Raw genomic sequence first — 24,147 nt, forward strand, 5'->3', positions numbered from 1 at the left:
AGAAGAATGCAAGGGAAGAGTGGGATGGTATAAGGAAGAATTCTATCTTAGTCAAAAAATATATTGGTAAGTCTAGTGAGAAAGGGGCATATAAAACTTACGGTTGAGTGCTAGTGGGATAAAATGTTTAATCTATGAAATAGTCTAAATGAAGGAGGAGATGCATATCATTATTTGGTTTCGCCACTTACCACAGATAAGTATGGATTTTTCAGAATGGACGCCTTTTATACAGAGTAATTGGTACCGAAAACATTATATGCAGTTTGTATATTTACTTCAGATAATCATTTTTATGATACCTTATTTTTTTGAAACAGGTTTCACTCATATTAATATATTTTATCTTATCATAATAGGTATCTTTGTCTTCATCATTCACGAATGTCTACATATTTTTGTCATAAGTAAAAAAGGTGATGTTAGCTTAACATTTAGTGGAATATTCTTTTGGTTAAATACAAATGCAATCTTATCTAAAATGAGATTTTGGATCTTTATGAGCCTACCCATTGTTGTATTATCAGTAGTTCCTGCCGTGATGTCGTTCTTTGTATCAGGAAATATCAAATCAATCATGTTATTTATATGTTGGTTAAACACATTCATTTCGGCTTCAGATATTTACAATTCAATATTAATTGCAATTAAACCGAAGAACGCTGTTTTTTGCAATGGCTATTATCAAGTGAAATAGTATTTTATTTGTACCTAAAATATGCTTCAACTAAATACAATAGTTAAAAATATAATATTTGAAAGTAAAAAGGCCGATAAAGCAATCGGTCTTTTATTATTATAATAAAGATTAGAAAATAGTATTGTATTTCAAACCACTATGCAAATATTATAAAATAGTTATACATCGATTATAGTTTGAAATTAGTTTTATTATCAGTTTTTTCAGAAACCTTACAAGCGTGTAAGATAAATGAAAGAAGAATCAATATGAGCTGTAAGACAATTCATTTACACTCTGTTATGAGACGTGCAAATGAAGGGAGAATATACATGGAAATTTTACATGCAAAAAGTATTAGTAAAGTATATAAAGGGAAAGTACCTTATAAGGCATTAGTTGATATTGATTTATCAATTCAAGAAGGTGAATTTGTAGGGATTATGGGGCCATCTGGTAGTGGGAAAACAACGTTATTAAATATGGTATCTACTATTGATTCTCCATCATCTGGAGAAATTTTAATAAATGGCACAAATCCTTTCCAATTATCATCAGAAGATTTAGCGTTATTCCGCAGAAAACAATTAGGATTTGTTTTTCAATCATTTAATCTTCTTAGCACACTTACTGTAAAAGAAAACATCGTATTGCCAATGACTTTAGATGGTGTTTCTGTGAAAGAAATGAACAAAAGAGTGGAAGAAATTGCAGAGAAATTAAACATTACAGAAATATTAAGTAAAAGAACGTTTGAAATATCAGGGGGACAAGCTCAAAGAACGGCAATCGCACGTGCGATTGTTCATAAGCCACAATTATTACTTGCTGACGAACCAACAGGGAATTTAGACTCTAAATCTTCAAATGATGTAATGGAGATGCTTGATACTCTTAATAAAGAAGAAAAAGCAACGATGATGTTAGTTACTCATGATCCGTATGCAGCGAGTTTTTGCAGCCGAGTAATCTTTATTAAAGATGGTCAACTATATAACGAAATTTATTGCGGTGAAAGCAGGCAAGCGTTTTATCAAAAGATTATGGATGTCCTTTCTTTGTTAGGAGGGAAAAGGCATGACTTTTCGTCAGTTCGCATTTAATAATATTTTTCGTAATAAGCGTACATATGCTGCCCATTTTTTAAGTAGTACATTTTCTATTATGATTTTCTTTACATATGCCCTTTTATTATTTCATCCTGATTTACAAGGGGAGTTAAAATCAACAAGTGCAACAATAAGTGCATATGGTACGATGGGATTTATAATTTCGCAAGGTTTGATTTTTGTATTTTCATTTTTCTTTATTTTATATTCAGTTAGTTCGTTTTTAAAAACACGTAAGAAAGAATTTGGCATTTTAATGATGCAAGGTATGTCAATGAGACAGCTTAAGAAGTTATTGTTAATTGAAAATATGTTAATTGGACTTGGTTCCATTTGTATAGGTATTCTTATTGGACTCATATTTTCTAAACTAGTTTTGTTAATAAGCGCAAGTGTATTAATGATTAGTAACGGCTTGCCTTTTTATATACCAGTACAGGCTGTATTATTAACAATCATTACATTTCTGTTCTTATTTTTAATTGTTTCGCTAGTAACATTTAAAATGATAAAAGTTACAGAGCTAGTGGAACTGATTCAAGCAGGAGAAAAGCCAAAACCTGAACCAAAATCGTCAATTTTATTATCAATTTTTTCTTTATTTAGTATAGGGTATGGCTATATGTTAGTATTTCGCTTTATCCCAAATCATAGTTTTATTCTGCTAGGAATAGGAGTATTCCTGGTGATTATTGGAACGTACTTTTTATATACACAGTGTAGCGTTTATATATTGCATCTTGCTAAAAGGAGAGAAACTTTCTTTTTAAAGAGAACAAATATACTAACATTTTCAGAATTAATTTATCGTATGAAAGATAATGCAACGATGTTTTTTATAGTATCTATTATTTCAGCAGTAGCTTTTACAGCAATTGGCACGACAGCTGCTCTTGGAAATAAAGATTTAGTAAGAATGACGAATCCGTATACATTACTATACATGGCTCCTGAAAACAACAAAATAGCGGATAAGCATCTCTCTATTATAAAAAAACATCTGGCTGATGCTAATATTCCGTATCGAATGGCTTCATCTTCATATATATATACGGAAAGTAATGTATATGTAATGAAATTAAGTGAATATAACGAACTTGCGAGAGCGCTAGGGTATCAACAAGAAACGATTGAAAAAGAAGATGAAATGTTATTAATTCCTGGAATGGTATCACAAAAACAAGAATTTAAAAATGGTGATTATAAGAAGGATATTGAAGTCATTCAAGGCGATTGGACAAAGACATTTCATGTGAAAAAAACTGTCGATAATTTAGTTTTACCTCATGATACGGAAGGAATATATATTGCTATTCAAGATCATGTATATGACGGAATTCCACTTAATAGTGGTCCAGATAATGAAGATATTATTCAATATCGTACATACGGATTTGTTGTAGAAGATTGGATAAAAACGAAAGAGGTTTCAAACCAATTAAATAATATATTTAATCAAGATCCTAGAGATATACATTTTGAATTTAGAGCACTAACAATAGAGTTACTAAGTGCAAAACAAACGAATGGATTATTACTTATGGCTAGTGTTTTAGTCGGAATTGTTTTCTTCACATTTGCTGCTAGTTTTATTTATTTTCGATTATATACTGATTTGGACCGCGATCAACAGCAGTATAAAATGATTTCGAAAATGGGGTTAAGTAAACGGGAGCTAAAGAAAGTCGTAACGAGACAGTTATTATTAATGTTCTTTTTACCAATTATCATTGCAGTAATACATACTGTAGTAGCTTATACTGCATTACAACAATTAGTCGATTTTTCTATTCTAAATAGCTCTATCGTCATTTTAATTTCATTTATATGTATACAAGTTTTATATTTCTTTATAACTCGTTGGCGTTATTTACAAAAGCTTTATAAAACGATGGAACAATAGAGAATTTAAGCAAGTAAGCTTGCAGAAAAGCATGTATAAACCAATTTGAGTTATGAAAGGAACTGTAATGAAAAAAACATTATCTATTTTTATATTAAGTATATTATTGTTAATAAGTTTAAGCGCATGCTCTAAAAATGAAAATAGATTTCCAGCTAACGGTGTATTAATCATTGGAGATGAAAATAATACTTTATCAATTATGAATCGTTATCAGGAAATTACGAAAGAAAATGAAGTGTTTTCTGTGAAAACGGGTACATTTGGAAATGGACAAGTTTTAATTTTAAATGAATCTACAGCACAAGCGTTGATTAAAACAAAGATTTTTCGTGAAAGAGAGAACGGATCCAAATTTAGACCTATAGATACGTTACCTAAGTTACCAAAAGAAGGCTCGATTTTGTTGGCACAAGAAGATGAAAAAAATTTAAAAAGTATTCAATTAGAAGGAAAGGAGTTTGCTGTTAAATACGGTAGTGATGCTTGGATAGGTAACACTCGTAAATATCCAACACAAGCGTATGTAATTGTAGCAAAAGATAGTGTGTATAAAGAATTAAAAGCAAATGAAACGAAAATGCATCTTCTCCACCTGAACAAGTCTTTAGGTGATGAAAAACCTAAAATGTCAACAGATAATACATTAATAAATGAAAAAGTAAAAGTAGAAAAGTTAATTAAAGATCATCAAGGGGAAGTATCATTTCAGTTTGTAACGATTGGAGAAAAATCTTAAAAAAGAGTTCGAGGTTGATAGAAATTTTATCAATCTCGAACTCTTTTTACTTTAGAGCATTCATAAAACATAGATTACATTACTTCATTTAATCGAGTCTCACTTGTTTCTTCAATCGCATTTGAATTTTGAACTGAATTATTTTGTGCTTCTTTTTCTTTACGAGCCTTTTGTAGCATTTCAAGTATAATCCATAAAGGAACACCTTTATCTTTTAGCATCTTCCATAAATCTAATTCATTAAATTTATGCTCAGGCTGTTTCATTTCTTTTTCGGATGAACGAATATCGAACTTGATAGGATCATTTACTTTCTTACTTTCAAGTTTAGTAGAAGAGATAGTATTATGCTCAAGATTAGATGGAGTTATTTTAGTAGGTTGAGACAATGTATGAATATTTGATCCGATTTGCATGATTTTTCCTCCTTTTCAAGCAATGAGATTAGTTTTCTTATGGTTATTAAATCTTTTTAACATGAGGAAACTATATCTAATTATAAATTCAAATAAACAGATTTACAAGTTGTATTGTAAAAAGTAAATATTTATCAACATTTGTATATGTTTTCTATATATACAACGTATATAAAATACTTTACATTATGTTTAAGTTATTAAAGCATGCTGTAAATTTAAAAAATGTAAACGTTTTATTAGGGGGAGGAAGTATGGGGAAGTTATTTTTAAAAATATGTTTTTTTGCATTGATGACTGTATGTTCATTCGCCACGAAAGTAATATACGCTGAAGAGAGTCAACAAAATAATTATCCGATCATTTTAGTAAACGGATTTGCCGGATGGGGTAGAGAAGAAATGCTAGGGGTTAAATATTGGGGGGGTGTTCATGATATACAGGAAGATTTGAAACGCAATGGTTATACAGTTCATACCGCAGCCGTTGGGCCAGTTTCTAGTAATTGGGATCGTGCATGTGAATTATATGCCCAAATTAACGGTGGAACAGTAGACTACGGTGCCGCACATGCTGAGAAACATGGACATAATCGTTTTGGAAGAACTTATAGTGGTTTCATGCCGAGTTGGAGTGAAACAAATAAAGTACATTTAGTCGGACATAGCATGGGTGGACAAACGATTAGAACATTGGTACAGCTATTAAAAGAAGGCAGTTTTGAAGAAAAAAATTATGTGAAAAATCACCCAAACAACAAAATATCACCACTATTTGAGGGCGAGAAATCATATGTTCATAGTGTTACAACATTAGCAACCCCTCACAACGGTACAACACTTGCGGATGGTAGTCTTCTACTACCGTTCGTTAAAGATTTACTCATTACAGCTGCAAGTTTAGGAGGAAACAGCAATTTATCATTATATGATTTCAAATTGGATCAATGGGGGTTAAAGAAGAATGCTGGAGAGTCCTCTTTACAATATACTGATCGTATTTTAAATAGTTCAATTTGGAAAAATACAAAAGATATAAGTCAATGGGATTTAAGTACTGATGGTGCAAAGGAGTTAAATACTTGGGTAAAGACGCAACCGAATGTGTATTACTTATCCTATAGTGGACATGCATCACAAGCGGCACCTATAACAGGTTTACATTTGCCTCATATAACGATGAATAAAGTGTTAATGGGGAATGCATTTTTCTTAGGCTCTTATGCGAGATATGAAGAAAACCGCCCATTAATTAATACTTCTTGGTGGCAAAATGATGGTGTAGTAAATACAAATTCTATGATTGCACCATCATCTAATGCAACTGTAAATAATAATGAGTCATTACAGATTGGAAAATGGAATCATATCGAAATGAAAGCAAATTGGGACCATCTCGACATGGTGGGATTAAGTATTTCAGACACGTTAGGTTTTTCTAACATTCAAGAGTTTTATAGAACAATTGCTGAAAAGCTATCACGTTTACCGAAATAGGTAATAATAAAGCGCTCTCGATGGAATTCGGGGGCGCTTTATATTATATTGAAAGAGGGATTTGGTAGAAAAATATGGGGGGATATTATGAAAATTAAAGTTGTATTATCAGGATATGGAACAGTAGGAAGAGAGTTTATAAAATTACTACATGAAAAATGTTCATATATATATGAAACATATGGTATAGAGTTAGTTGTAAGTGGCGTATTAGGTAGAAATGTTGCAATACATAATGAGGATGGGTTATCTATTCAGGACTTATTAACGTATGGTAGCAGTAGCGCAGCAATTGAGAAGTATATAGAATATCATCCGGAGGAACGTGCAACAGATAACATAAGTGGTACAGTGCTGGTAGAATCAACAGTTACAAACCTTAAAGATGGAAATCCAGGGAAACAATATATAAAACAAGCGATTGAGAAACAAATGGATATAGTAGCTATTTCAAAAGGTGCGCTTGTTACAAACTGGAGAGAAATAAATGAAGCAGCAAAAATTGCGAATGTACGAATTCGATATAGTGGTGCAACTGCGGCCGCATTACCGACACTTGATATTGGTCAATTTAGTTTAGCTGGTTGCCATGTTGAAAAAATAGAAGGAATATTAAACGGGACAACAAATTATATTCTTACGAAAATGAATGAGGAAGATATTACGTTTGAAGAAGCACTGAAAGAAGCGCAACGTAAAGGAATTGCTGAAACGAACCCAATATTAGATGTAAGTGGTTCTGATAGTGCGTGTAAATTGTTACTTTTGACAAACAGTTTAATGGGAACAGAGCATATGCTTACAGATATACATATAAAAGGAATTGAACATGTTACAAAACAACAAATTCGAAATGCTAAGGAACAAAATAAATTTATTAAATTAATTGCATCAGCATATAAAGATGAGGATGGCAATGTGAATTTAAATGTTGAACCGTACGAAATAGATAAGGATCATCCGCTAGCAAATGTAAATGGGACAGAAAAAGGGATTACGTTCTTTACAGATACGATGGGCCAAGTTACTACAATTGGTGGTGCATCAAATCCACGCGGAGCCGCAGCAGCAGCTTTAAAAGATATAATTAATTTATATCGTAAAGATTTGTCACGTATTAACGGGGAGTAAAGTTACTAATTGATTAAAGTTGTATTTTATAAAACCGTACCGCCCTTTATAAAAAATACATATGTAGTGGACCTTTTGAGAATGAAATAATTATGCAAAAATAATTGCAGGGGGTAAGAATTTGTTTAAAGATTTTAAAGTTGTGAAAGATCGTCCCGTTTATATTCAATTAAAAGATTATTTAAAGAAGATGATTATGAAAGGGCATTTGCTCGGGGATCAAAAAATTCCTTCAACAAGGGAACTAAGTGAATTACTTAGTGTAAGCAGAAACACTGTACTCGCTGCTTATGCAGATTTAGAGCAAGAAGGGCTCATTTATGCAGTTAAAGGAAAAGGAAATTTTGTTGCGAAGGTTGATATATCGAACACTTCGTCTGTTGAAATAGATTGGAAAAATAAACTTAATACAGTTACTTTATTAGCGGATGAATTAGATTTAATGAAACATGGTGTTCGTTGGGAAAAAGGAATGATTGTTTTTAACAGTATTGCTCCGGACGAAAAGCTATTTGATGTGGAAAATTTCAAAAGAGCTTTTCTTACTCGTATGTCCATTGAAGGTGATGTCGTATTAAATTACGGATACGCAAAAGGCTATAGACCGTTAATGAAATATCTACTTCATTATATGGAAATGAAAGGTGTAGATATTTTGAACAAAGATATTTTAATTACAAATGGATTCACTGAAGGGTTAGACATTGTTCTATCCTCGTTATCAAAGAAATCAGGTCGAGTTATTTGTGAGAATCCAACTCACCATGCTGCGCTGAAGCTATTCCGCTTACATGGCCTTGAAGTTCATGGTATTGATATGAATGAAGATGGTATTGATACGAATCAAGTTGAAAAAAGCTTGCGTGAAAAAGAGTTTGATTTTGCATATTTAATTCCTTCCTATCATAATCCAACCGGCATTGTGACGAGTTCAGAGAAAAGAACGGAACTGATGAGATTATTTTCAAAATATAAGGTTCCTATTATAGAAGATGGATTTAATGAGGAACTACGTTATTCAGGTTCACATTTAGCCCCATTATTAACTTTTGCTGGCGCTGGTAATAATGTGATTTATATTAGTAGCTTTTCGAAGGTACTTTTCCCTGGTTTACGTGTCGGATGGATCATTGCAGATAAAGAATTGATCCATCATTTAGAAAGTGTAAAAAGAGCAAGAACAATTCACACATCTACTTTAGATCAAGCTGTTCTGTTTCAATATTTACATGAAGGATATTTTGAAAAATATTTAAAAAAGGCAAGATCTGTTTATAAGAAAAAATATGAGTTAGCTGTTGGGATGTGTAACGAGTACATTCCGTTTCAAAGAATGACTGGTGATGGTGGACTTCATTTATTTATAGAGTTAGAAGAAAAAATTCATGCTCGTACACTTTTACAAAAATGTTATGAGCAAGGGGTTACTTTTTCTCCTGGAGATGTGTTTTATTCTGATGGAAGAGGAGCGAACACGTTTCGATTAGGATTTTCACGTTTGAAAGAAGACGAAATAGTTCGTGGAATTAAAATAATTGGTGATACAATAAAAAATGAAATTTGGAGTTGAGGAAATGAGAGTTGGCGTTATTATGGGAGGAGTATCCTCTGAAAAACAAGTATCAATTATGACTGGAAATGAAATGATTGCAAATTTAGATAAAAATAAATATGAAATAGTACCAATTACGTTAAATGAAAAAATGGATTTAATTGAAAAAGCGAAAGACATTGATTTTGCGCTGCTCGCATTACACGGAAAATACGGAGAAGATGGGACTGTTCAAGGAACGCTTGAAAGTTTAGGTATTCCTTATAGCGGGAGTAATATGTTATCTAGCGGTATATGTATGGATAAAAATATTTCGAAAAAGATTTTACGTTATGAAGGAATAGAAACACCAGATTGGATTGAACTTACAAAAATGGAGGATCTAAATGTTGATGAATTAGATAAGTTAGGATTTCCATTAGTGGTAAAACCAAACTCTGGTGGTTCGAGTGTGGGGGTAAAGATTGTCTATGATAAAGACGAACTAATTTCAATGCTGGAAACTGTGTTCGAATGGGATTCTGAAGTAGTAATAGAAAAGTACATTAAAGGTGATGAGATTACATGTTCCATTTTTGATGGAAAACAGTTACCTATCATTTCAATTCGACATGCGGCTGAGTTCTTTGATTACAATGCGAAATATGATGATACTAGTACAATTGAAGAAGTTATTGAACTTCCAGCTGAACTTAAGGAACGTGTAAACAAAGCGTCACTGGCTTGCTATAAAGCATTGAAATGCAGCGTTTATGCAAGGGTGGATATGATGGTGAAGGATGGTATTCCATATGTAATGGAGATTAATACATTACCAGGGATGACGCAAGCGAGTTTACTACCAAAAAGTGCAGCTGCAGCGGGAATTGAATATAGTAAACTATTAGATATGATTATTGAAACTTCATTGAGAGTAAGAAAAGAAGAAGGGTTTTAAGCAATGGTATCATGAATATTTTTGACAGTAACAAGAAGTATGTTATGATGAATACGATACGAAAATAAAATATTTATCCACTAGGGGGGCCTTTTATAGGCTGAGATCAAATTGGAATTTGAGACTCTTAGTACCTGATCTGGTTAATGCCAGCGTAGGGAAGTGGGAAAGACATTGCTGTTTCATGTATAAATACTGTCAATTTCACTTTCTTTACGCCTGTAAAGAAAGTTTTTTTATTATAAAGCGTTAATTGCTGTGGATAAATACTTATATGAAATGAATTATTGGAGGAAATAAAATGACTTTTTCACAATCATTACGTAAAGAAGTAGATTCAATTTGGGAAGCTAGTTTTCATCATCCTTTTGTAAAAAAACTCGGTGAAGGAACGTTAGATTTAGCTAATTTTCGCTATTACGTGCTTCAAGATTCATATTATTTAAGTCACTTTGCTAGAGTACAAACTTTAGGAGCTGCAAAAGCACTGGAATTAGAAACGACAGCTCGTATGGCACACCATGCCCAAAATACATATGAGGCGGAATTATCTTTACATGAGAATTTTGCGAAGAAATTAGGGATAACACAAGAAGAAAAAGATAATTTTATCCCTGCTCCAACTGCATATGCGTACACTTCACATATGTATCGTGCTGCGTATGAAGGACATTTAGGGGATGTTATTGCAGCCATTTTACCTTGTTATTGGTTGTATTATGAAATTGGTGAGCGTTTAAAAGAGTGTAAGCCAGAAGAGCCAATTTATAAGGAATGGATTTCTGCTTATGGATCCGATTGGTTCCGAACATTAGTTGAAGAGCAAATTACAAGGTTAGATACTATCGCTGAACAAGTAACAGAGGCAGACCGTAAACGAATGAAACAACATTTTATTATTAGCAGTCAATATGAATATTCATTTTGGGAAATGGCTTATACTTTAGAAAAGTGGCCAGTGGATACAAACGTAAAAGATGTAATTGGATAAAAATGAAAGTAACATTATAGATAGGTATGGATAATGCCTATCTATATATTTTTTCTTGCTAGATTTGCGTAAAGTTGATAGTGTTACGGATACGGCAAAATGTCATATCGATAAGTTAGTTAAGTTAATTTTTTGCGCATTAACTGGTTAAACTTCTCCCACATTTATCCCGCTTTAATGGGCAGTAAGACCCCCACCGCAAAATTCAGCGAAAGCAAAGAAGTTAGGCGGGGATCAACTGCCCATAAAAGTCCGATTGGTGAGGGCTGATAATCAGTGGGGATGAAGACCCCCCCCACTGATTAAAGTTTCACTTTATATTACAAACAAACGGATTAACATATTTCGTTACTGCTCCAACTTCAGATGAACAGCGTAATGGAATGAAATTCTACCTTGAACATAAAGGGTACGGCATCATGGTTATTGAGAAATGAATTGAACTTAGTAAGCATGAAGATATAACACTAGAATTCAAATTTTATAATTTCTATTTATAAAAATGAGCCCATAGTAAAAATAGGTACATAAACAAGGTGCATCATCTAGTGATAAGTCATACTTTGTTGGTGTATGAATTGAACTTAGTTTATAGCGCTATTTCTACTTAGATTTAACGAACAGAGATATAGGAAAGCATCGATGAGGTTTTATTTTATAAACGGAGGTTATGAAAATGAATCAGTTTCAACAAGAACTACAAGCGTTAAGCCTTAATGATTACCGGTCTGGAGATATTGTGTATTGGGATCAGCAAAACCAATATCCATATTACTATATTGAAGATGCTGCTCGTCGCTGTGGAGGTTGTGGTCGTTGTGGCGGTTGTGCAGGTCGCTGTGGTGGATTCCGTTGTTTTGGTGGATTCCGTTGTTTTGGTTGCTTCGGTTGTTTTGGTTGTTTTAGTTGTGGAGGTTGTGGCAGCTGTGGTAGTTGCTCTAATTGTTTTAATGGTACTTCTGATGCTATTGTAATATATGAATATTGACTACATTTCTTAATAAAAAACATTAGCTTTATACATGTACATGCCGACAAAGAATATAGCTATCGCTAATGGATATATAGGTGTAAATCAAGATGAGATAGATAAAGCAATGACTAGATTTTAAATCTAATTATTGTTTTTTTTCTTATGATTTTACCATCAAATATCTGTCTAATTTAAGGAGTGATTTCTTTTAGTTAGTGTGTAGGTCATGAAATGATTACAATTGTGTAAGATTAATGTAATGTTTATCGATAGTAAATTAAGATACTTTAGTGTATTTTAAATAGGATTAAAAAGTACTGTTTATCTATAGAATAATGGGTAAATAATATTTAATTAGGAAGTGTATTAAAATGATTGAATTTAAATCTATTATCCATTCTTACAAACTAAAGAGAAAAATAGCTAAGGATTTATACGGAAAAAGAGATGAATTGACAATGTTATTAAATGAACTTAATTACATGAAAAGTACTGTAACATCTGAAAAGAAGAAAGATAATATATTATCTCGTTTAGAATTAATTTATCAAAATATGAAATTAGATAAGCTGTATCCTCTTCCAGTTGCTTGTAATAGTAAATTATTGGAACGATTAGAAAAAGAATCTCTACATACTATTGAGGATGGTGTAAACTGTCTACATTACATGTTAGATATGAATTATGAGAAAATAAAACAATATGGATCGAATACAAGTAGGTCATTTGTTCCGTTATCGCAGTCTTCCATTTGTCTTGCTGATTGTATTTGTTTAACAGGATTTGTATTAGGTTTACTAGGAGCAATTTCATTTGGAGGATTCATATTATCCTTATGTTCAATTACATAATGGTTCATATTTTTAAGAAGAGCACCGACTTAAGGTGTTCTTTTTTAGTTTTATTGTAAAGTTATTGTAAATGATAAATACATTAAGTTATTTATATTGTATAATTTGCATGTATTGAAATATTGTTTTAAGGGGGCTGTATATGATAATTACTTTTTATTTTAAAATGAGCTGTTTCAATAATATATGATTCGGAGAAATGTTTTTTACTTTTCTTTTAAATACTTGATTTAAATGGATTAGAGCAAGTGCTAGTTTTTTGACAATCAAGACAAATAAAGAAAGGAAGTAATGATTTTATGAACAAACTAAGACTGTTAACATTTGAAAATATAATAGAACCTCTTTTAAACGAAAGCGTATCATTTATATATTTTCCTATTGAATGGCTCGATATTGTAGAGATACATTATAAGACATTTTTATTAACGAGTAAGTTGAAACGATTGAATGAAAGATTATATGATATGTTTTCTGATATATTATTTATTCAGCATAATCCATATGTACTAAATGAAAATACACCATGGATTGTATGTAAAGAACCTATTAGAAAAGAACAACTTGATTATATTTTTCAAAGTTGGTATGAGATTATTCATGATTGGAAACCTAATAAATTAATAGAATCGCCAAAATATGAATGGCATTACGATTCAATTTCTAATTTAACAGTACTACATGATAAGGAAGTATATTCTAAATGGGTGCCCGCTTTAATTTCACATATTTTTTGTGAACGTCCTGTACAATTAGAAAATATAAATGAAGAAGATATATATTTTTCTCCTCTTAGATCACAAAATATTTGTGAGGCGATGTCAGAGCCTATTAAAGATGAAAAAACACAAGACTATTTCGCCTATGTATTTCGGTTCGAATATATAACGCGCGGAGGAGAGAACATTCCATTATTAAATGTTTCAATAGGAATTCGGAGGTTTTATCAAGAATATAACCATCCAGACATTCCTTTGCTATTAAGACGAAAACGGGGCATGATATTAATTTCTACCCCAGAATTTGCATCGAATAATAAGAAATTACGATTTGTAAAACTAAAAGTTCAGCAGGCTACAAACGGCATCAAATGGATTAAGATATTTAGAAATTTAAAAGATGATTTTCGTATAGGTGGAGAAGTTGAATTAGATCATATTCTTCAATATCCGAAAGATTATATGCTAGGAGCAAATCTTAGGGTACTTCTTCCATACAATGAGAGAATATATAAAGTTCAAGGTACTAAAATAAGATCTGGTATAAAAGCAAAAGAAAGAGAGTATCTATTTAAAGGGTTTCAGCAAAAATTTTCTTATTTCACATTACTACCGGAATGTAAAAAGATGGAAATGGGCAATAAGAAAGAAGTATTCCCTTTAATTGCACCAAAAGGATTAGAGACTATAACGCTAGAAATATGGTCTGAAAAAATATCTCTGGGAGTAGAACAAGCGTTATTTGAAAGTGAAATGGTGTTAGCTCAAATCAGTGAGTCATCATATATATTAAATGCAGATTCTCCAGTGTTGTTAAAAATAGTAAGATGTAATATTGAAAAGGTATTGCAAAATCCATATAAAATGCAATATTGCCAGAAGTATAAAACGAATTTAGTAGAGGATGTTATGAAAGCGGTTTATGCTACTGCAGGTGAGCGTAATGATGCGACATTGGCGTTAATTGCAATGAAAAATTGTGATGGACGTGAAAAAATTGATCCAAAGCAAATTGTTAGAGAAGGATTTGCACGAACAAACCGTATTTCAGCATTTATTAATTTATTTATAGGCCAAAGTGTGTCTCGTAAAACGATTATAAATGGTATTTTGAGTTTATTAGAACAAAAAGGATTTTTAAAACGTAGTTGGAATAAGATAAATTTACCTTGTACATATGTTAATTTATCAATTGAACGAATCTCGAAATTTGATTTCTTACCCATTTTTTCAAAAATAAAAGGAAAAGAAATTTCATATAAATTATATGGGAATATAGAGTGGCAAACGATTGATCGTTTATTATTAAATGTAGATAAACATAACACCTTTTTGCCGCAGCCTTCAAAAAGAAATGATATGGGTATTCAATTTAAACAATTCGTTTCTGAAACATTAGCGGAAATTTTACAACCTGCAAAAGAGCAAAATGAGCAAGTATACTTCATTATAGATGCGAATGTAAGAAAACATTGGATAAAAGAGTTACAAAATGAAAAAATTGATATAGATACTTTCCCTGACATTGTTCCAGATGTGCTAAAGGTTCCAAACTTAAATGCTGTAAGAATAAATACATCTTTTGATGTACCCAAATACGGTGTGATAGAATGTGATGACGTATTAGATAGTACGAGTTTATATATAGATCAAAAGGGAATGTATTATAGCACTGGTGAGTATCTGTGTAATGATAGTGAAACATTGCATCGATATATACTTGAAATATTACCTCTAGGTGTAAAAGCTGTTGAAAGGAACTATATTGCCAAAATGGTACATTACATGTGCTGTAATTCAAGTATGCTTTTGGAAAAGAATATACACATGCCATATTCTATGCATATGGCGAAAGTAATAAAGAGCTATATGACGGATATAGATGCAAGAGAGTTTAAAGAGTTTGATGATGAATTGGATGTAGATATTATAAAAATAGAAAAGAAAGATTCAATTATTCTACTTTAAATAATAATAATAGACAAATCCTGTTCATTATATAGGTCAGGATTTGTCATTTTTTCATGTAAATAAGGATATCTTTTGTCATGTATCTTCTCTTTTACATATTTACTTTATTTCCATACAGGATTAAGATGTTTTTTAGAAATGAAAAACTACACCATGTGGAAAAGCAATATGAATTGACTCAAAAGAAATTTGAAAGGAATGAGGAATTGTGAAGAAATTAGATGTGCTATTCATGCTATTAAGCGGCCTCTTTCCAGTTGCAGGAATTATGAAACAAATCCCACTTGAACAATCTTTATATATTGGAGGCCTTTTATTTTTCACCAGTTTCGGTAGTTATTTTGCGAAAAAAATATATTCACGTATATGTAGTTGGATAGCTTATGCGCCATTTATAACATTACTGCTAGTAATTTGGCATCAAGATATTTCAACAAGTTCAATTATAGCGAACGCGAAAATTGCCGCTTGTGTCGCTTTAATTCCATGTTTATTCCGTTTTCGTACATATGGACTTACTTTCGGTTTATTCGCATTATGGGCCGCTTTATTATGGGATATTAAAGAAGTGCAGTCGTTAGTCATACTTGAACGTATGTCGAGTTTAATGACAAGTCATTTCAAATATCTTATGCTTTTAGTTGGTGGACTTATATTAGGTGGATTAATTGCTATGTTATTACACCGTAAAGAAGAGGATTATAAAGAAAATATAACTTTATTTCAACAAAAAAAGAAACGTAAAAAGCGATCATTTAAGATTCCGATCCCAAGATTACCGAAATTTAAGTTAAAATTATTTAAGTTCGGTGGAAAAGTATCGAAACAAAAAACGCCTGAAAAAATACGTGAGCATAATTACGAAGAACCAACTGCAGTTGCAACATATGAAATGACAGAGCAAATACCTCAATATAAAGAAGAGACTGCTCAAGGACAAACGAGGATGGAACGTCGTAGAAATCGGTATAATGCATAATAAAGTTAAAACCCCTTAATCAATTTTAAGAAAAATCATTAAGGGGTTTTATGTTATTAAAAATAGATTGCTAAGGTGAAATTTATAGCATACTCTAAAGTTGAGGGCTTAAATAAAATAATAGGAGGACAAAATGCTTATTATTACATATATTTCTGTCTGTATATTATTTTTAGTTAGCTTTTTACATGTTTATTGGGCTTTTGGAGGTAAGTGGGCGACAAATAGTGTCATTCCAACAAAAGCTGGAGAAAAGGCATTTACACCAGGTACAGGGATGACTTTGTTCATTGCGTTATTACTAAGTATGGCCGCAATAATTTTATTACAACAAACAAATATTATTCATTTCGCATTTCCTAATATTATTGTTCAAATGGGATCCTGGGTTTGTATGGTTGTTTTTTTTATAAGAGTAATAGGTGAATTTCATTATTTTGGTATCTTCAAACGAAAAAAAGATACGCGTTTTGCTAGAATGGATACTGTTTTATTTATACCACTTTGTGCATTTCTATCTTTATCATTTTTACTCGCAATTATAATGTGAATAAAAAATAGTATCAGCTTTTTTCATATTAAATATAAACGTAAATTGGCAAGTGTAAAATCTAGTATTAAATAAAAAGGATGTAAGCGCCTTTTTATCGAATTATAGATTATTATGAAAGGCGGGTGCACGATGAAGTATGTAAAAGTCAGTATGAATGGCGGAAGTGAACATAAATTCTCGATGACTTTAGAACGGTTTGAAGAACTTATTACAACAGAGAATGGACTATTAGAAAATAAATTAGTTAGTATTGAAAATGTAATGATTAATCCTACTAATATATCTTCTGTAGTTGAAAAAATTGGTGTACCGGCTAAGTTTATGGAAGCTTAAAAATCGGTACATAAAAAAACATCCATGGGGGATGTTTTTTTATGTATAAATATGTTAATTGTACAAGGAATTTATGAGGAGAATTTATAGTGATACTTCGTACATGCACAAAAAATAAGTACAAGCATATATTAGATAGTGGGACAAGACCTTCGTGTCCTACTTAATACTCAGAAAAACCTCTATCACATGAGAGCATCTGATTGCAGGGTTCTCTTTTTTTATCCCACTTTATCCGGATCTTTAACTTTTAATTTTAAACATATCTTTGATGCTCATAAATATTAAAAATAAAATAATAGCAAAAATTAAGTTAGATAAATAGAAATCTTGATGAAATATTAATTCAAAGATGACATCAAAAGCAAATAAAAAGGCGATAGTAGGTAATATACAAATAAATATAAATCTCCAATTTTTTAGATAATGTTTATAATTAGGAAATACTTTCTCCATAAACATAGCTCCTATATTTTTTATTTTCTATATAATTATACATTTAAATAAAAGGATTTACAAAAGGTTATTTAGCAATCTTTCTAATACATGATTTGACTAAAAAACTTTTAAAGAGTAACACTTAAATGATACACTATAATCCACGTTATTTTTGAAATGAATTGAGGGGTTTACATGATAGATAAAATTAAAAATGCTGTAGAGGATATGCACGAAGATGAAGCAAAACATTTACTTCAAAGTATTCTAATCCAATTAAATTTATTAGAAGAAAAGTATAGTGAAGATACTATTAAAAATTTGATGGATATTTCTAAGCAACTAACGAGTAATACATCTTATAAAAGAAATGTAAAAGAAGTCTCACACGTACATATTGCATTTGATGATTCAACAGCTGGATGTTTAAAGCATATGCTTGGTCAAGAAGAACGATTGGAAGAGATGGTTGTTGCTTTTTCTGAATTCTTTTCAATTGGGCCGATAAATAAGTTACATATGAATGAAGGGCAACTAGCAAGACAGGAATGGTTAGTAAACAACTTAACTGCTTATGAAAATTATTTTGAAGAAGAGTATTTACCAAGGTTTTTAGAAACTATGGAAGAACTATACGCTATTCCTAGTGAAACGCCTATTACAATTTGGAAAGCCGATAACGCACATGAACATGTAGGTCTATGTTTTGTAATGGCGCAATTAAAAGATAAGAAAAATATTCGCGTTATGAATACATCTGAAACAAGTAAAGAAATATTAAAACTAGAATATGCGATTCGTGGAACGGGAGAGTTAGCACCTGAAAGTTTAGCTCTAATTCAAAAAAGTTTTGTAGAATCTCCGTATTTAACTGTAGAGAATCGTACGCAGTTTGAAAATGAGTGGGATAGTCTATCGAAAAGTACGGAATTTTTAAGAGTTTGGACAGACAATGAAGTGCGTTCTGTACAAGAAGATTATTTTGATCAATTTATTATTGAATGCGCGAAAAGTATAGGTGCTGATCGAGAATTCCTAAAAGCCCCTAGAGTAATTGGTGAAGCGCTAGGTCATGTAGAGCAGTTAGTTGGCGATACGTTTTTAGAATATCGCTTAAAAGAATTAATTAAACAAGAAGTATTTGAATTTGAAGGTTCATTAGATGAAATGCGTTTCTATAGTGTGAAATTAAGAAAATAATACATCTATTTCGTTTATGAAGAAGCTCGTATTTTTAAATACGAGCTTTATTTTTTATTGAATTTAGGCTATACATAAGCTTCCTATAGAGCAATTATCACATATGAATGTTAAAGGTACTGTGAATGAAAAGTAGGTGATTTGTTAATATGTATAACCAGCAAAATTATTCATATGATCAAGGGATGTATTATAATCCACAAAACTACGGGTATGAACCTGTAAATGAAGTGAGAGATATGGAACAAGAAGATTATAGACCAGATGATGCGGAAGATGCTCCAACGTCACCACCACCATCTCAAGCTCCATCCTTACCATCCACATTTGCTTCTCCAGCACAACCAGGAAATATGAAATCATGGATGTGTAACTGTCTAGGAAGATGGGGCTTTTTACGTTTACATCGTCCAGGGCCTTTCGGGAGAGATTTATGGTTCTTTCCGACTGAAGTGAGAAGAAACGGAGTATCAGGTTACACTTGGCAAGGTGGTCGTCGTCGTAAAGTAAGTTACCGCTATCAACAAATTAGTAATTTTATGTGCTTCGCATAAAGAAAAGTGAGAGAGTAGAAAGATTTTACTCCCTCACTTTTTTATTTTTCAATATATGAAGTAAGATTTTGATTAAAAATTTACAATTTTCACGTTTTTATTAGAGTATAATGCATATGTTGGTTCGTTTTCAAAAACAAATGAGAGTGAGGGAATACGATGTCAATGAAAAATAAAGTTGGGCTAAGAATAGAGGATGGGATCAATTTAGCTTCAGCTCAGTTTAAAGAAGATGCATATGAAATTTATAAAGAATCTCGAAAAATGCAACCTATCTTATTTGTGAATAAAACTGAATTAGGTGCAGAGTGGCTTATTACAAGATATGAAGATGCTTTACCACTATTAAAAGATAATCGCTTAAAAAAAGATCCGGCCAATGTATTTTCTCAAGATACATTGAATGTCTTTCTTACTGTTGACAATAGTGATTATTTAACGACACACATGCTAAATTCAGATCCACCTAACCATAATCGTTTACGATCACTCGTACAAAAAGCTTTTACACCGAAGATGATCACGCAATTGGAAGGAAGAATAAGGGATATTGCAGATGATTTGTTAAATGAAGTTGAGCGCAAAGGTTCATTAAATCTTGTTGATGATTACTCGTTTCCTTTACCGATTATTGTAATAAGTGAAATGCTTGGCATTCCAAAAGAAGATCAAGCGAAATTTAGAATTTGGTCCCATGCGGTCATTGCTTACCCAGAAACGCCAGAGGAAATAAAAGAAACCGAAAAGCAACTATCTGAATTTATTACATATCTCCAATATTTAGTTGATGTTAAAAGACAAGAACCAAAAGAGGACTTGGTGAGTGCTTTAATACTTGCAGAAAGTGAAGGTCATAAACTTAGCGCTCGGGAACTATATTCAATGATAATGTTACTAATTGTGGCGGGACACGAAACAACGGTAAATTTAATTACAAATACGGTATTAGCGCTTCTTGAAAACCCGGACCAATTACAGTTATTAAAAGAAAATCCAAAATTAATTGATGTAGCTATTGAGGAAGGATTACGCTATTATTCTCCAGTTGAGGTTACAACTTCAAGATGGGCAGATGAACCTTTTCAAATTCACGATCGAACAATTGAAAAAGGGGATATGGTTGTCATTGCATTAGCTTCGGCGAACCGTGATGAAACAGTATTTGAGAATCCAGAAGTATTTGATATTACTCGGGAGAATAATCGTCATATTGCATTTGGCCATGGGAGCCATTTCTGCTTAGGCGCTCCACTTGCTAGGCTGGAAGCAAAGATTGCTATTACTACTTTGTTTAATCGAATGCCTGATTTGCAAATAAAAGGAAGTCGTGAAGAAATTAAATGGCAAGGTAATTATTTAATGCGTTCTTTAGAGGAATTACCATTAACATTCTAGAATATTTATTGTAAGACATGCATACATCGAAAATACTTTACATAGAGTATGTATGTGTTATTTAAATTCGAAACGGAAGGGTGAAAACATCCCAATGATCAACTAATTCTATTTGTAAGAGATCTTCGTTAAAAAACGAAATATTCTTCTGAATAGGATTAGTCTGTACATTTATAGAAAAGGGATGTATTTCGCTTTGCGAAAAATATAGTCTTTTCATATGATTTGTGCTGCCTCCTGTTCAGAACATGAAATAGGGGGCTTTTTTATGTCGACAAATGTAGAAACGAAACAAAATAATGGGGTATCACAAGTATTAAAAAATCGGTTTGTTCAAGGGATTTTAGCATCAGCATTATTTTTACAAATTGGAATATGGGTTCGGAACTTTGCGGTATTACTTTACGTAATGGAAATGACAAAAGGTGATGCTTTTGCTATTTCGATGATTTCAGTGGCGGAGTTTGCTCCAATTTTCATCTTTTCCTTTATTGGTGGAACGTTTGCTGATAGGTGGAAGCCGAAGAGGACTATGATATGGTGTGAGACTTTAAGTTCTTTATCAGTATTTGCAGTATTAATTACTCTAATGTTTGGAACGTGGAAAATCGTGTTTTTTGTCACACTTATTTCTGCAATCCTTTCGCAATTTTCTCAGCCATCTGGCATGAAATTGTTTAAACAGCATTTATCGGCAGAACAAATTCAATTAGCAATGTCTATTTATCAAACAATATTTGCGATATTTATGGTGTTAGGACCGATTCTTGGAACATTTATTTTTCATAGTTTTGGAATTTATATTTCAATCATTATTACAGGTATCGCTTTTTTACTTGCAGCAGCTGTGTTGTTATTTCTTCCGAAAGATCTTGAGAATGATAATGAGAAGAAAGAAATCACTATATTACAGGAAATGCTTGATGGTATTAAATATGTGAAAAAGAAAAAAGCATTAACTTTGCTAGGGCTTTGTTTTATGGCAGCAGGACTAGGAATTGGTTTAATTCAGCCGTTAGGTATTTTTATTGTAACTGAGCAGTTAGGATTATCAAAAGAGAGTTTACAATGGTTACTAACAGTAAATGGTGCAGGAATGATTGTTGGCGGTGCTTTAGCGATGGTGTTTGCAAAAAACGTTGCGCCGCAAAAGATGTTAATTATCGGTATGCTTGGTCAGGCAATCGGCATCGGTATTATAGGTTATTCCACCAATTTATGGGTAACACTCACAGCACAACTTTTTAGCGGTTTAGCTCTTCCTTGTATTCAAATAGGTATTAATACGCTCATTATTCAAAATAGTGATACTGATTTTATCGGTCGTGTAAATGGCATTTTAAGTCCGCTATTCACCGGTTCAATGGTAGTAACAATGAGTATTGCTGGTTCATTAAAAGAAATGTTCTCATTAAGTACGATGTATGAAGGCACAGCTTTACTATTTATAATTGGATTATTATTTATTTTACCTATATACAATTTAAAGCCAGTAATAGCGGTAGAAAGTGAAATAAACAGTAAAGGAAGTGCTGTGCAACATGAATCCTAATCCAAATGTTAAATATCCCATTGAAGGAAATAAAAATGTTCACTTTATAAAAAATACAATAACGAAAGCTAATATACTCGCCGGAGATTATTCATATTATGATGCGAAAGATGGAGAAACATTTGAAGATCGAGTATTACATCATTATGAATTTCTTGGAGATCGCCTTATCATTGGAAAGTTTTGTTGTATTGCAAATGGAGTTACCTTTATTATGAACGGAGCGAATCATCGGATGGATGGATTTTCGGCATATCCATTTAATATATTTAGAAATGGGTGGGAGAAGTATACACCTAATTTGTCTGATTTGCCTTACAAAGGTGATACAGTTATAGGAAATGATGTTTGGATTGGTATGGATACAACGATTATGCCTGGAATAAAAATAGGAGATGGTGCAATCATTGCAGCTAAATCTGTTGTGACTAGAGATGTTGCACCATATACAATTGTTGGTGGAAACCCTGCAAATAAAATAAAGGAACGATTTACAAATACAATAATAGAAGAATTATTGCAAATTCAATGGTGGCATTTTGACATTGAAAAAATAACCGAAAATATAGATGCTATTGTACGAGGAGATATTGAACCTTTAAGAGAGCTAAAAAGAGAATAAAAAATGCATAACAAAGAGTATCATACCCCCGAATTTTGTTAATGATAATAGAACGAGGAGGTGTGATACTATGGCACAAGACGTTTTATGTGAAGTAAATAACTGTAAATTTTGGGCAACCGGCAATAAATGTAGTGCAGATGCAATTTATGTAGTAAGTCATAAAGGGAAACAAGCATCTACTACGGAAGAAACAGATTGCAAAACTTTCGATCCAGAAGTATAAATTTTTGAAGGGTAGCCAAATCGTGGTTGCCCTTTTATTAATTATAGTATTGATAATAAATCTCATTTTCATTCATTATTTTTAACTTTTCTTTTAATTTTTTCATATTTTCTTCATAAGTGATGTAATTGGGGGCAGTTCATAGTTATCATTTGACTCTTCTAGTGACTTTCTCAAGTAAAGCAACCTTTGGTTGAATAAGATTTATTTATTCATTCCCATCAATCGCTTAATTGTTCTTATTTGTCCACGATGATTAATTTCGTCTTCCATAACGTGAAACCACAAGTAGTAATTATTATAAGGCACACCATTATCCCACTTGTTTTCCTCGAATAACCAGCTATCTTGTTTTGATTTCAGATATGTTAGTGTATTTTCTCTAACTTGTGATAATTCATTCAAATAATAATCTAAAGATTGCTTTTTATTCCTTCCCTTGCTTTGTCTCCAAGTTCTAAAGAAATTCGCCACTTTAGATATTCACTTTCAGTTAAATCTCTTTTTTCAAACGAGATAACTTGATGAACAAACTTCATCGCTGCAATATGTGATAAGAGAGAACCAATAGTGTTTGAACTACCGTTTGGTAAGAAATCTAAATCACTTTGGTTTAAATTGGAGATTTCGCTCAATGTAACATCTCTTGTATGTTCAAGCATTGTTACAAGCTCTCCAATCCTATTTGAATAGTTTTTTCTTGAAATTATTCTATAATCTATCATATATATCCCTCCAATTCATGTAAAATAATGGTATAATTTAATTGAATATAAAGAAAAAGGAAACCTGTTTTTATCAGTGTTACCTTATCCAAGACTAAATTTA

Annotated in this window: 23 protein-coding genes, 3 pseudogenes and 1 riboswitch; of the genes and pseudogenes, 23 read left to right on the top strand and 3 right to left on the bottom strand. The window is 31.9% G+C overall.

The window, feature by feature from the left end; all coding sequences use genetic code 11:
• Positions 1-160 precede the first annotated feature (160 nt).
• The 4 genes from MR070_RS08590 to MR070_RS08605 all read left to right on the top strand — a co-directional run bounded on the left by MR070_RS08590 (position 161) and on the right by MR070_RS08605 (position 4,430).
• Positions 161-697 carry a DUF3267 domain-containing protein gene (locus MR070_RS08590; protein ID WP_000547457.1) on the top strand — a complete coding sequence of 179 codons (537 nt, stop codon included), beginning with the start codon at positions 161-163 and terminating at the stop codon, positions 695-697.
• Positions 698-1,011: 314 nt separating this feature from the next.
• Positions 1,012-1,782, top strand: coding sequence for an ABC transporter ATP-binding protein (locus tag MR070_RS08595; RefSeq protein WP_000404281.1), 771 nt, complete (start codon positions 1,012-1,014; stop codon positions 1,780-1,782).
• The gene (locus tag MR070_RS08600) at positions 1,757-3,691 is read left to right on the top strand and encodes an FtsX-like permease family protein (RefSeq protein WP_242261064.1); all 1,935 of its coding nucleotides are present in this window, start codon (positions 1,757-1,759) and stop codon (positions 3,689-3,691) included. The genes MR070_RS08595 and MR070_RS08600 overlap by 26 nt, the downstream gene beginning before the upstream one ends.
• Positions 3,692-3,758: 67 nt before the next feature.
• Complete coding sequence (locus MR070_RS08605) at positions 3,759-4,430, top strand: lipoprotein BA_5634 family protein (RefSeq protein ID WP_044792391.1); 672 nt, start codon at positions 3,759-3,761, stop codon at positions 4,428-4,430.
• Positions 4,431-4,504: 74 nt separating this feature from the next.
• On the opposite strand, the gene MR070_RS08610 is transcribed toward MR070_RS08605, so the two are convergent.
• Entirely contained in the window at positions 4,505-4,846 is a 342-nt protein-coding gene (locus MR070_RS08610; RefSeq protein WP_001165498.1) for a DUF3914 domain-containing protein, read from the bottom strand.
• A 254-nt stretch (positions 4,847-5,100) separates the two neighbouring features.
• Here MR070_RS08610 and MR070_RS08615 point away from each other — a divergent pair, with 254 nt between their 5' ends.
• The 13 genes and pseudogenes from MR070_RS08615 (at position 5,101) to MR070_RS08670 (ending at position 17,332) form a co-directional block, all read left to right on the top strand.
• Complete coding sequence (locus MR070_RS08615; RefSeq protein WP_061402861.1) at positions 5,101-6,342, top strand: esterase/lipase family protein; 1,242 nt, start codon at positions 5,101-5,103, stop codon at positions 6,340-6,342.
• A gap of 87 nt (positions 6,343-6,429) precedes the next feature.
• The gene (locus MR070_RS08620) at positions 6,430-7,473 is read left to right on the top strand and encodes a homoserine dehydrogenase (RefSeq protein ID WP_242261065.1); all 1,044 of its coding nucleotides are present in this window, start codon (positions 6,430-6,432) and stop codon (positions 7,471-7,473) included.
• A 121-nt stretch (positions 7,474-7,594) separates the two neighbouring features.
• A complete protein-coding gene (gene pdxR, locus MR070_RS08625) occupies positions 7,595-9,043 on the top strand; it encodes a MocR-like pyridoxine biosynthesis transcription factor PdxR (RefSeq protein ID WP_000471616.1) in 1,449 nt (482 codons plus the stop codon).
• 4 nt (positions 9,044-9,047) lie between these two features.
• Positions 9,048-9,962, top strand: coding sequence for a D-alanine--D-alanine ligase (gene ddlB, locus MR070_RS08630; protein WP_044792457.1), 915 nt, complete (start codon positions 9,048-9,050; stop codon positions 9,960-9,962).
• Positions 9,963-10,034: 72 nt separating this feature from the next.
• Positions 10,035-10,140: riboswitch (TPP riboswitch) on the top strand.
• 123 nt (positions 10,141-10,263) lie between these two features.
• Positions 10,264-10,953 (top strand): thiaminase II, encoded by a 690-nt coding sequence (gene tenA / locus MR070_RS08635; protein WP_242261066.1) that lies wholly within the window; start codon positions 10,264-10,266, stop codon positions 10,951-10,953.
• A gap of 314 nt (positions 10,954-11,267) precedes the next feature.
• A pseudogene (locus MR070_RS08640) lies at positions 11,268-11,390 on the top strand (N-acetylmuramoyl-L-alanine amidase C-terminal domain-containing protein); the annotation flags it as partial.
• 239 nt (positions 11,391-11,629) lie between these two features.
• Positions 11,630-11,941, top strand: a complete 312-nt coding sequence (locus MR070_RS08645; protein WP_242261067.1) for a heterocycloanthracin/sonorensin family bacteriocin — start codon at positions 11,630-11,632, stop codon at positions 11,939-11,941.
• A 16-nt stretch (positions 11,942-11,957) separates the two neighbouring features.
• Positions 11,958-12,065, top strand: a pseudogene (locus MR070_RS27205) (site-specific integrase); the annotation flags it as partial.
• A 232-nt stretch (positions 12,066-12,297) separates the two neighbouring features.
• Positions 12,298-12,777, top strand: a complete 480-nt coding sequence (locus tag MR070_RS08650) for a homoserine dehydrogenase (protein ID WP_172801685.1) — start codon at positions 12,298-12,300, stop codon at positions 12,775-12,777.
• 299 nt (positions 12,778-13,076) lie between these two features.
• Positions 13,077-15,464, top strand: coding sequence for an RNaseH domain-containing protein (locus tag MR070_RS08655; RefSeq protein WP_242261068.1), 2,388 nt, complete (start codon positions 13,077-13,079; stop codon positions 15,462-15,464).
• 211 nt (positions 15,465-15,675) lie between these two features.
• Positions 15,676-16,446, top strand: a complete 771-nt coding sequence (locus MR070_RS08660) for a DUF3959 family protein (RefSeq protein ID WP_139895404.1) — start codon at positions 15,676-15,678, stop codon at positions 16,444-16,446.
• Between the two features lie 133 nt (positions 16,447-16,579).
• On the top strand, positions 16,580-16,996 hold the full coding sequence (locus MR070_RS08665; protein ID WP_044792300.1) for a DUF3995 domain-containing protein: 417 nt from the start codon (positions 16,580-16,582) through the stop codon (positions 16,994-16,996).
• Between the two features lie 132 nt (positions 16,997-17,128).
• Positions 17,129-17,332 carry a hypothetical protein gene (locus MR070_RS08670; protein ID WP_000878375.1) on the top strand — a complete coding sequence of 68 codons (204 nt, stop codon included), beginning with the start codon at positions 17,129-17,131 and terminating at the stop codon, positions 17,330-17,332.
• 243 nt (positions 17,333-17,575) lie between these two features.
• On the opposite strand, the gene MR070_RS08675 is transcribed toward MR070_RS08670, so the two are convergent.
• A complete protein-coding gene (locus tag MR070_RS08675) occupies positions 17,576-17,788 on the bottom strand; it encodes a hypothetical protein (RefSeq protein ID WP_000416564.1) in 213 nt (70 codons plus the stop codon).
• Between the two features lie 177 nt (positions 17,789-17,965).
• Here MR070_RS08675 and MR070_RS08680 point away from each other — a divergent pair, with 177 nt between their 5' ends.
• The 6 genes from MR070_RS08680 (at position 17,966) to MR070_RS08705 (ending at position 23,319) form a co-directional block, all read left to right on the top strand.
• Positions 17,966-18,970 carry a DUF1835 domain-containing protein gene (locus tag MR070_RS08680; RefSeq protein ID WP_242261069.1) on the top strand — a complete coding sequence of 335 codons (1,005 nt, stop codon included), beginning with the start codon at positions 17,966-17,968 and terminating at the stop codon, positions 18,968-18,970.
• Between the two features lie 149 nt (positions 18,971-19,119).
• Complete coding sequence (locus MR070_RS08685; RefSeq protein WP_044792297.1) at positions 19,120-19,524, top strand: hypothetical protein; 405 nt, start codon at positions 19,120-19,122, stop codon at positions 19,522-19,524.
• Positions 19,525-19,683: 159 nt separating this feature from the next.
• Positions 19,684-20,919, top strand: a complete 1,236-nt coding sequence (gene cypA, locus MR070_RS08690) for a cytochrome P450 (RefSeq protein ID WP_242261070.1) — start codon at positions 19,684-19,686, stop codon at positions 20,917-20,919.
• A 268-nt stretch (positions 20,920-21,187) separates the two neighbouring features.
• Complete coding sequence (locus MR070_RS08695; protein ID WP_139895403.1) at positions 21,188-22,471, top strand: MFS transporter; 1,284 nt, start codon at positions 21,188-21,190, stop codon at positions 22,469-22,471.
• The gene (locus tag MR070_RS08700) at positions 22,461-23,093 is read left to right on the top strand and encodes a Vat family streptogramin A O-acetyltransferase (protein ID WP_001069221.1); all 633 of its coding nucleotides are present in this window, start codon (positions 22,461-22,463) and stop codon (positions 23,091-23,093) included. Before MR070_RS08695 ends, MR070_RS08700 begins: the two co-directional genes overlap by 11 nt.
• 70 nt (positions 23,094-23,163) lie before the next feature.
• Positions 23,164-23,319, top strand: coding sequence for a DUF1540 domain-containing protein (locus tag MR070_RS08705; protein ID WP_242261071.1), 156 nt, complete (start codon positions 23,164-23,166; stop codon positions 23,317-23,319).
• A 204-nt stretch (positions 23,320-23,523) separates the two neighbouring features.
• Here the strand turns inward: MR070_RS08705 and MR070_RS08710 are convergent.
• Positions 23,524-24,044: pseudogene (locus MR070_RS08710) on the bottom strand (DinB family protein).
• Positions 24,045-24,147 lie beyond the last annotated feature (103 nt).

This window comes from Bacillus cereus group sp. BfR-BA-01453, assembly GCF_022662915.1.
Lineage (GTDB): Bacteria > Bacillota > Bacilli > Bacillales > Bacillaceae_G > Bacillus_A > Bacillus_A paranthracis.

Bases quoted from the DNA above. Each gene is read 5' to 3' on its own strand.
- MR070_RS08590 (WP_000547457.1), top strand. From the start codon at position 161: ATGCATATCATTATTTGGTTTCGCCACTTACCACAGATAAGTATGGAT.
- MR070_RS08595 (WP_000404281.1), top strand. From the start codon at position 1,012: ATGGAAATTTTACATGCAAAAAGTATTAGTAAAGTATATAAAGGGAAA.
- MR070_RS08600 (WP_242261064.1), top strand. From the start codon at position 1,757: ATGACTTTTCGTCAGTTCGCATTTAATAATATTTTTCGTAATAAGCGT.
- MR070_RS08605 (WP_044792391.1), top strand. From the start codon at position 3,759: ATGAAAAAAACATTATCTATTTTTATATTAAGTATATTATTGTTAATA.
- MR070_RS08610 (WP_001165498.1), bottom strand. From the start codon at position 4,846: ATGCAAATCGGATCAAATATTCATACATTGTCTCAACCTACTAAAATA.
- MR070_RS08615 (WP_061402861.1), top strand. From the start codon at position 5,101: ATGGGGAAGTTATTTTTAAAAATATGTTTTTTTGCATTGATGACTGTA.
- MR070_RS08620 (WP_242261065.1), top strand. From the start codon at position 6,430: ATGAAAATTAAAGTTGTATTATCAGGATATGGAACAGTAGGAAGAGAG.
- ddlB (WP_044792457.1), top strand. From the start codon at position 9,048: ATGAGAGTTGGCGTTATTATGGGAGGAGTATCCTCTGAAAAACAAGTA.
- tenA (WP_242261066.1), top strand. From the start codon at position 10,264: ATGACTTTTTCACAATCATTACGTAAAGAAGTAGATTCAATTTGGGAA.
- MR070_RS08645 (WP_242261067.1), top strand. From the start codon at position 11,630: ATGAATCAGTTTCAACAAGAACTACAAGCGTTAAGCCTTAATGATTAC.
- MR070_RS08650 (WP_172801685.1), top strand. From the start codon at position 12,298: ATGATTGAATTTAAATCTATTATCCATTCTTACAAACTAAAGAGAAAA.
- MR070_RS08655 (WP_242261068.1), top strand. From the start codon at position 13,077: ATGAACAAACTAAGACTGTTAACATTTGAAAATATAATAGAACCTCTT.
- MR070_RS08665 (WP_044792300.1), top strand. From the start codon at position 16,580: ATGCTTATTATTACATATATTTCTGTCTGTATATTATTTTTAGTTAGC.
- MR070_RS08670 (WP_000878375.1), top strand. From the start codon at position 17,129: ATGAAGTATGTAAAAGTCAGTATGAATGGCGGAAGTGAACATAAATTC.
- MR070_RS08675 (WP_000416564.1), bottom strand. From the start codon at position 17,788: ATGGAGAAAGTATTTCCTAATTATAAACATTATCTAAAAAATTGGAGA.
- MR070_RS08680 (WP_242261069.1), top strand. From the start codon at position 17,966: ATGATAGATAAAATTAAAAATGCTGTAGAGGATATGCACGAAGATGAA.
- MR070_RS08685 (WP_044792297.1), top strand. From the start codon at position 19,120: ATGTATAACCAGCAAAATTATTCATATGATCAAGGGATGTATTATAAT.
- cypA (WP_242261070.1), top strand. From the start codon at position 19,684: ATGTCAATGAAAAATAAAGTTGGGCTAAGAATAGAGGATGGGATCAAT.
- MR070_RS08695 (WP_139895403.1), top strand. From the start codon at position 21,188: ATGTCGACAAATGTAGAAACGAAACAAAATAATGGGGTATCACAAGTA.
- MR070_RS08700 (WP_001069221.1), top strand. From the start codon at position 22,461: ATGAATCCTAATCCAAATGTTAAATATCCCATTGAAGGAAATAAAAAT.
- MR070_RS08705 (WP_242261071.1), top strand. From the start codon at position 23,164: ATGGCACAAGACGTTTTATGTGAAGTAAATAACTGTAAATTTTGGGCA.